Origin of the sequence: Nocardioides sp. Root1257 (assembly GCF_001425175.1) — a bacterium.
Classification (GTDB): domain Bacteria; phylum Actinomycetota; class Actinomycetes; order Propionibacteriales; family Nocardioidaceae; genus Nocardioides.
The window spans coordinates 304,603-310,792 of sequence record NZ_LMDV01000012.1 but is presented as its reverse complement, the minus strand read 5'-3'; the positions used below and the strand labels follow the sequence as shown (position 1 = coordinate 310,792).

Here is a 6,190-nt window from a genome sequence, read left to right as displayed (position 1 = left end):
AGGTCGAGGACGGGCCGGATGCTGACCCGGGTGCCGGCTTGGGTGCACCACTCGACCAGTTGGTCGATGGTGGCGTACGGGACGTGGCCGCCCTCGATACCGACGATGCCGTGGGCCTCGGTCGGCTGGTGGTGGGCGTAGATGACGACCTCGCGCGGCACAGCAGCATCGCCGCCGAGGTGTCCGGCGGCCATGGCACGGCGGGTGTCGAGGTCGAGCTCGGGGTGCTCGGTCAGCAGGGCGTGGGCGCCGGCCTTGATCTGTGCCTCGAGGGCCAACGCGTCGGTGTAGTCGAGGAGTCCGGTGACGGGGACGAGGCCCCGGTTGAGACGTGCGTCGGTCAACGCGATGTCGAGGTGGGCCTGGGCGGAGCAGTCGAGGCGTTCGCCTTCGGCGTGCTCGGGGTCGGCCTCGGCGGCGGCGGTCTCGACCTCCGACTCGACCTTCGCCCACGAGCAGGTCGCGAGGACGGGTGCCAGCTCGTGGTCGACTAGTGCGGCGGCGGTCGGGTCGAGACGGTGGGTGCGGTCGGTGACCCGGCGGACCTTCCACACCGGCACCTCACCCGACATGGTCCGGGACCAGATCTGGGGGAGCCGGTACTTGGCCTCGAGGGCGGCGCCGAGGAAGTTGCGGCCCTGGTAGGCGGACATCCCCACGGCGGCGGCGAACTCCGCGACCGCGAACTCCGACATCCCCGGTGCGCCTTCGCCGGCCAGGGTGATCGGCTGGTCGCCGAACATCACCAGGTCGCCGAGCTCGTCGACCACCGCGTCCTCGACCGGTGCCGGGTGGGCCTCGGCCCAGAGTGCGGCGAGCTCGAACTTCCGGGCCGCGGCCAACCGCTCAGCGAGATCAGCCTCGGTGGCACGCTCCAGCAGATCCCGCAGCCGCGGGTCCTGGGTGGGGGTGCGTCGAGCCATGCTCGATACTACCATGATTCGAACGTGTGTTCTAGTCATTCATGAGGTTGGTTCGAACTATTTCGAGCANGCCGCGGCCAACCGCTCAGCGAGATCAGCCTCGGTGGCACGCTCCAGCAGATCCCGCAGCCGCGGGTCCTGGGTGGGGGTGCGTCGAGCCATGCTCGATCCTACCATGATTCGAACGTATGTTCTAGTGATCCGTAAAGTTGATTCGAACTATTTTCAGGCAGACCCGGAGCCCGGGCAGCGACCGCAACCACCCGCCCGCCGTACCCGGCGTAGCCAGCCTGTCGGCGGCCGACCCGAGCGGACCCGCGAGCCGCGCACATCGCCTTGCTCGGCTTTCCGGGGTTTCGAGACAGGCGCTAGCGCGCCTTCCTCAACCACCGTGTGCCGGGCGGCGACCGCAACCCACCGCCGACGTCGCCCGCTGTAACTAGCCTGTCGGCGGCCGACCCGAGCGGAGCCGAAAGCCGAAAAGGTCACACTCTGTAGCCGACGTCACGCGGCGCTCCTATCGTTCGCTGCATGACTGTCGAGGGTGGGCTGGACGAGCCCGAGGAGCTGGAGCCTGCGCAGGGCTCGCTCGACCTGGCGGACCCGGCGGACACCTGGACGGTGGCCGACTGGGAGCGCGAGGCGGCGGCCGTGCTGCGCAAGAGCAAGCGGCTCACGGACGAGGACGCCGACGAGCGCGTGTGGGCGAAGCTCACCCGGAGGACCCTCGACGGCATCGACGTCACCCCGCTCGGTACGCCGGACCAGCTGATCGGGCTCGAGACGAGCGGACGACCGACGCGGCAGGGCGACTGGGACGTGCGGTCGTACGTCGACGGCCGGGACGCGAAGGCCGCCAACGAGGAGTCGCTCGTCGACCTGGACGGCGGCGTGACCAGCCTGTGGCTGCGCGTCGACGCGGACACCGACCTCGCGGGCCTGCTCGACCGGGTGCTCCTCGACCTGGCGCCGGTCGTGCTCGACGGCGCCGACCCGCAGGCGTTCGCCCAGTACGTCGAGGGCCGCGAACTGCACCCCGAGACGAACCTCGGCGTCCCCGCGACTGAGGCGACCGCCGAGGTCGCGAAGCAGGCCCAGCGCCTCGAGATCCGCGGCTTCGTCGTCGACGCCACGCGCGTCCACGACCGGGGCGCGTCGGACGCGCAGGAGCTCGGCTGGTCGATGGCGGCGGCCGCGGCGTACCTCCGCACACTCACCGAGGCCGGCCTGGGCGTCGACGAGGCGGCGAGCCTGGTCGAGTTCCGCTACGCCGTCACCGACGAGCAGTTCCCCTCCATCGCCAAGCTTCGCGCGGCCCGTCGGCTCTGGGCACGCGTGCTCGAGATGTCCGGCGGCGCGGGGGAGATGCGGCTGCACGCCGTCACGAGCCGCCCGATGATGAGCAAGTACGACCCCTGGGTCAACATGCTGCGGACCACGGTCGCGGCGTTCGCTGCCGGCGTCGGCGGCGCCGACAGCGTCACGGTGCTGCCCTTCGACAGCCCGCTGGGCCGCCCGGACGCGTTCGGTCGCCGGATCGCCCGCAACACCTCGCACCTCCTCATCGACGAGTCGCACGTCGCGCACGTCGCCGACCCGGCGGGTGGCTCGTACGCCGTCGAGAAGCTCACCGACGACCTCGCGCGCGCCGCGTGGGAGGTCCTCGGACGCCTGGACGACGGCGGGTCCCTCGACACGGAGATCGAGGCCACCGTCGCCGAGCGCGAGCGACAGGTCGCCACGCGCAAGCGCCCGATCACCGGCCTGACCGAGTTCCCGAACCTCGACGAGACGCTGCCCGAGCGGCCCGCGAGCGACGACTGGGACGACGTGCGGTCCTACGGCGCCAGCTTCGAGGCGCTCCGCGACGAGCCCGCGACGACCGCGGTCCACCTGGCCACGATCGGCACCGTCGCCCAGCACACCGCCCGCGCGACGTTCGCCAGCAACCTCCTCGCGGCCGGCGGCATCGCGGTGACGCAGGAGGCGGCCCGGGTCGTCTGCCTGGCCGGCACCGACGCGGCGTACGACGAGCAGGGTGCCGAGGTCGCGGCGGAGCTGCGCAGCAACGGTGCCGAGTGGGTCATCGTCGCCGGCAAGCCGCGCGACTGGGCCGACGACTCCTGCGCGATGGGCGTCGACGCGCTCGACTTCCTGACCCGAACGAGGGAGAAGCTCGCATGACCGTCCCCGACAGCTTCAGCGGCGAGCCGTGGATGTCGCCCGAGGGCATCGAGATCAAGCCGTTCTACACCGAGAGCGACCTCGAGGGCCTGGACGCCCTCGGCACCTTCCCGGGCCTCACGCCGTTCCTGCGCGGCCCCTACCCGACGATGTACACGACCCAGCCGTGGACGATCCGGCAGTACGCCGGCTTCTCCACCGCCGAGGAGTCCAACGCCTTCTACCGCCGCAACCTCGCGGCCGGCCAGAAGGGGCTGTCGGTCGCGTTCGACCTCGCGACCCACCGCGGCTACGACTCCGACCACCCGCGGGTCCGCGGCGACGTCGGCATGGCCGGCGTCGCGATCGACTCGATCTACGACACCCGCACCCTCTTCGACGGCATCCCGCTCGACGAGATGTCGGTGTCGATGACGATGAACGGCGCGGTCCTGCCGGTGCTCGCCCTCTACATCGCGGCGGCCGAGGAGCAGGGGGTGAAGCCGGAGCAGCTCGCGGGGACCATCCAGAACGACATCCTCAAGGAGTTCATGGTCCGCAACACCTACATCTACCCGCCGGCGCCGTCGATGCGGATCATCAGCGACATCTTCAGCTACACCTCGGCGAAGATGCCGCGCTTCAACTCGATCTCGATCTCCGGCTACCACATCCAGGAGGCCGGGGCGACGGCCGACCTGGAGCTCGCCTACACGCTCGCCGACGGCGTGGAGTACATCCGGGCCGGCCTCGACACCGGCATGACGATCGACCAGTTCGCGCCGCGGCTCTCCTTCTTCTGGGCGATCGGCATGAACTTCTTCATGGAGATCGCCAAGATGCGCGCGGCCCGGGCGCTGTGGGCGCGGCTGGTCCGCGAGTTCGACCCGCAGAACCCCAAGTCGCTCAGCCTGCGCACCCACTCGCAGACGAGCGGCTGGTCGCTGACCGCCCAGGACGTCTTCAACAACGTGGGGCGCACCGCGATCGAGGCGATGGCTGCGACCCAGGGACACACCCAGTCGCTGCACACCAACGCCCTCGACGAGGCGATCGCGCTGCCGACCGACTTCTCCGCGCGGATCGCCCGCAACACCCAGCTGCTGCTCCAGCAGGAGAGCGGCACGACGGGCACGATCGACCCCTGGGCCGGCAGCTACTACGTGGAGCGGCTGACCCACGACCTCGCCGAGCGTGCGTGGGCGCACATCCAGGAAGCCGAGCAGGCCGGCGGCATGGCCGCCGCCATCGAGCAGGGCATCCCGAAGATGCGCATCGAGGAGGCGGCCGCGCGCACCCAGGCGCGGATCGACTCCGGCGCCCAGAAGGTCATCGGCGTCAACACCTACCGGCTGGCCGCCGAGGACAAGCTGGACGTCCTCAAGGTCGACAACGACGACGTCTACCGCCAGCAGGTCGCCAAGCTCGAGCGGCTGCGCGCGGAGCGCGACGACGACGCCGTACGACGTGCGCTGGAGGCGCTGACCAACTCCGCCGACCGGGGAGCGACCCAGGGCAGCCTCGACGGCAACCTGCTCGCCCTCGCGGTCGACGCCGCGCGCGCCAAGGCCACGGTCGGCGAGATCTCCGATGCGCTGGAGAAGGTCTACGGGCGGCACCAGGCCGTGATCCGTACGATCAGCGGCGTGTACCGCGACGAGTCGAGCCAGGGCGACGGCACGCTCGTCCAGCAGGTCCTCGACGCGACCGAGGAGTTCGAGGAGGCCGAGGGCCGGCGCCCGCGCATCCTGGTCGCGAAGATGGGCCAGGACGGTCACGACCGTGGCCAGAAGGTCATCGTGAGCGCCTTCGCCGACATGGGCTTCGACGTCGACGTGGGCCCGCTCTTCTCCACGCCCGAGGAGGTCGCCCAGCAGGCGGTCGACGCCGACGTGCACATCGTCGGGGTCTCGTCGCTCGCCGCCGGCCACCTCACGCTGCTGCCTGCGCTGAAGTCGGCGCTCGCCGAGCAGGGCCGCCCGGACATCATGGTCGTCATCGGTGGCGTGATCCCGCCCGACGACGTACCCACGCTCCAGGAGATGGGTGCCGCCGCGGTGTTCCTGCCCGGCACGGTCATCGCCGAGTCCGCGCTCGACCTGCTCGCGAAGCTGCGGGAACAGCTGGACCACTGAGCATGCCCGACGTCGAGACCCTCCTCGAGGGCATCGCGGAGGGACGGCGGTCCGCCGTCTCGCAGGCGATCACGCTCGTCGAGTCGACGAGCCGCAGGCACCGCGAGCAGGCGCGCGAGCTGATGACGCGGCTGGAGCAGCGCGACGCCGTCCGGGTCGGCATCTCGGGAGTCCCGGGAGTGGGGAAGTCGACGTTCATCGAGGCGCTCGGCTCCCGGCTGACGGCCGCCGGCCACCGCGTCGGCGTGCTGGCGGTGGACCCGTCGAGCGTGCGCACCGGGGGATCGGTGCTCGGTGACAAGACCCGGATGGCGCGGCTCGCCAACGACCCCCAGGCGTTCGTGCGGCCCTCGCCGAGCGCCGGCACGCTCGGCGGCGTCGCCCGTGCGACCGTGCAGGCGATGGCCGTGCTCGAGGCCGCGTCGTACGACGTCGTGCTGGTCGAGACCGTCGGCGTCGGTCAGTCCGAGGTGACCGTCGCCGGGATGGTCGACACGTTCCTCTTCCTCACCCTCGCCCGCACCGGCGACCAGCTGCAGGGCATCAAGAAGGGCATCCTCGAGATCGCCGACGTGATCGCGGTCAACAAGGCGGACGGCGACCGCCAGCAGGAGGCCCGGGTGGCCGCCCGCGACCTGGCCGGCGCCCTGCGCCTGGTGCGCGGGCACGACGAGTGGGCGCCGCCCGTGGTGACCTGCTCGGCCCTCGAGGACTCCGGCGTCGACGACGTGTGGGACCGGGTGATCGCGCACCGCGACCACCTGGGCGAGGCCGGACTCGCCCGCAAGCGCGCCCACCAGCAGCTCGACTTCACCTGGGCGCTGGTGCGCGACGAGCTCGACCAGCGGCTGCGCCACTCCGCCGGGGTGAAGGCGATCCGGGCCGAGGTCCGCGAGGCGGTGCTCGGCGGGGAGCTGCCCGCCACCGTCGCCGCGGACCGGATCCTCGCCGCCTACGACGCGCGCTAAC

The 6,190-nt window shown here is 71.4% G+C and carries 3 protein-coding genes and 1 pseudogene; 3 read left to right on the top strand and 1 reads right to left on the bottom strand.

Going from position 1 to position 6,190, the window contains the following annotated elements:
• Window positions 1-923 (bottom strand): annotated as a pseudogene (locus ASC77_RS23035) (hypothetical protein); the annotation flags it as partial.
• Window positions 924-1,454: 531 nt separating this feature from the next.
• Here ASC77_RS23035 and ASC77_RS23030 point away from each other — a divergent pair.
• Genes ASC77_RS23030 through meaB form a run of 3 tightly spaced genes read left to right on the top strand, consistent with a single transcriptional unit; the run spans window position 1,455 to window position 6,189 of the window.
• Window positions 1,455-3,107: a methylmalonyl-CoA mutase family protein gene (locus ASC77_RS23030; RefSeq protein WP_056158590.1), complete on the top strand. Its 1,653-nt coding sequence runs from the start codon at window positions 1,455-1,457 to the stop codon at window positions 3,105-3,107.
• The gene (gene scpA, locus ASC77_RS23025) at window positions 3,104-5,221 is read left to right on the top strand and encodes a methylmalonyl-CoA mutase (RefSeq protein ID WP_082575241.1); all 2,118 of its coding nucleotides are present in this window, start codon (window positions 3,104-3,106) and stop codon (window positions 5,219-5,221) included. Before ASC77_RS23030 ends, scpA begins: the two co-directional genes overlap by 4 nt.
• Before the next feature lie 2 nt (window positions 5,222-5,223).
• Window positions 5,224-6,189 carry a methylmalonyl Co-A mutase-associated GTPase MeaB gene (meaB, locus tag ASC77_RS23020; protein WP_056158585.1) on the top strand — a complete coding sequence of 322 codons (966 nt, stop codon included), beginning with the start codon at window positions 5,224-5,226 and terminating at the stop codon, window positions 6,187-6,189.
• The last annotated feature ends 1 nt before the right edge of the window (window position 6,190 follow it).

Excerpts from the sequence above, each read along its gene's own strand:
- ASC77_RS23030 (WP_056158590.1), top strand. The coding sequence starts at position 1,455 with ATGACTGTCGAGGGTGGGCTGGACGAGCCCGAGGAGCTGGAGCCTGCG.
- scpA (WP_082575241.1), top strand. The coding sequence starts at position 3,104 with ATGACCGTCCCCGACAGCTTCAGCGGCGAGCCGTGGATGTCGCCCGAG.
- meaB (WP_056158585.1), top strand. The coding sequence starts at position 5,224 with ATGCCCGACGTCGAGACCCTCCTCGAGGGCATCGCGGAGGGACGGCGG.